Origin of the sequence: Blastomonas natatoria, assembly GCF_003201955.1 — a bacterium.
Taxonomy (GTDB): Bacteria; Pseudomonadota; Alphaproteobacteria; order Sphingomonadales; family Sphingomonadaceae; genus Blastomonas; species Blastomonas natatoria.
In genome coordinates, this window is sequence record NZ_QJJM01000050.1 from 1 (window position 1) to 1,276 (window position 1,276).

General features: G+C 61.6%; 1 protein-coding gene. It reads left to right on the plus strand.

The window, feature by feature from the left end; genetic code table 11:
- Positions 1 to 1,133, plus strand: a protein-coding gene (locus C7451_RS19675; RefSeq protein WP_110300486.1) for an IS3 family transposase whose coding sequence is annotated in 2 segments (ribosomal slippage) — positions 1 to 262 and positions 262 to 1,133 — 1,134 coding nt annotated over the 2 segments. Because the reading frame shifts where the segments join, the coding sequence is not laid out codon by codon here. This gene is flagged as partial in the annotation.
- Between the last annotated feature and the right edge of the window lie 143 nt (positions 1,134 to 1,276).

The following is a 1,276-nucleotide window of genomic DNA, read 5'->3' on the forward strand; positions in this document are numbered from 1 at the left end:
AGACGACCGCGCCGTAACCACAGTCCGGCATTCAAGGCGAAGGTGGCATTGGCTGCCGTGAGGGGCGAGAAGACGCTGGCCGAGTTGGCGCAGCTTTACGACGTTCACCCGAACCAGATCACGACTTGGCGGACGCAGCTGCAGGAGGGTGCAGCTGGAGTTTTCGGCGCAGACAACACCGCCGAAGCGGCGGAGCCGGCGGTCGACGTGAAGACGTTGCATGCCAAGATCGGCGAGCTGACTCTCGTGAACGATTTTTTGGCCGGCGCGCTCGGGAAGGCCGGTCTGTTGCCGAGCGCAAAACGATGATCGACCGTTCGCACACGTTGCCGCTGACGCGGCAGGCACGCGAACTGGGGGTCAGCCGCGGCAGCGTCTACTACCTGCCCAGGCCGTTTCCCGAGGCCGATTTGAAGATCATGCGTCGCATGGACGAGCTGCATCTGGAACTCCCGTTCGCGGGCAGCCGGATGCTGCGCGACCTGTTACGGCAGGAGGGCATCGAGATCGGTCGCCAGCATGTCGCGACGCTGATGAAGCGAATGGCGATCGAGGCGATCTATCGTCGTCCGAACACGTCGAAGCCGGCATCGGGGCACAAGATCTACCCCTATTTGCTGCGCAAGCTGCCGATCGTGCGGCCCAATCAGGTCTGGGCAACCGACATCAGCTACATCCCGATGGCGAAGGGCTTCGTCTATCTCGTGGCGATCGTCGACTGGTTCAGCCGCAAGGTGCTCTCCCATCGGTTGTCGATCACGATGGAGGCCGACTTCTGCGTCGAGGCACTGGAGGAAGCGCTGACGCGCTACGGCAAGCCAGAGATTTTCAATACCGATCAGGGCAGTCAGTTCACGTCGCAAGCGTTCACTGGCGTGCTGCTGCGCGAGGAAATCGCGATCAGCATGGACGGCAGAGGCGCTTGGCGCGACAATGTCATCGTCGAGCGGCTGTGGCGCTCGGTCAAATACGAGGAAGTCTATCTGCACGCCTATGGCGCTGTCAGCGAGGCACGCGGCTCGATTGGCCGATATCTCAACTTCTACAACAGCCGCAGGCCGCACTCGAGCCTGGCCGCCAAGACGCCAGATCAAACGTACTTTGACAACCTGCCGCTGATGGTGGCAGCATGAATTTGGCCGCCGATATGGGCCGTCACTCCGGTCGGGCTACGCCCTCCCTGCGCGACGCCCCATATCGGAAAATCGAAGAAGCAACCGGCAGACGATCCACTTATCTGTTGCCAATCGCTGTTCAGACTAACCCGGCCACCTCT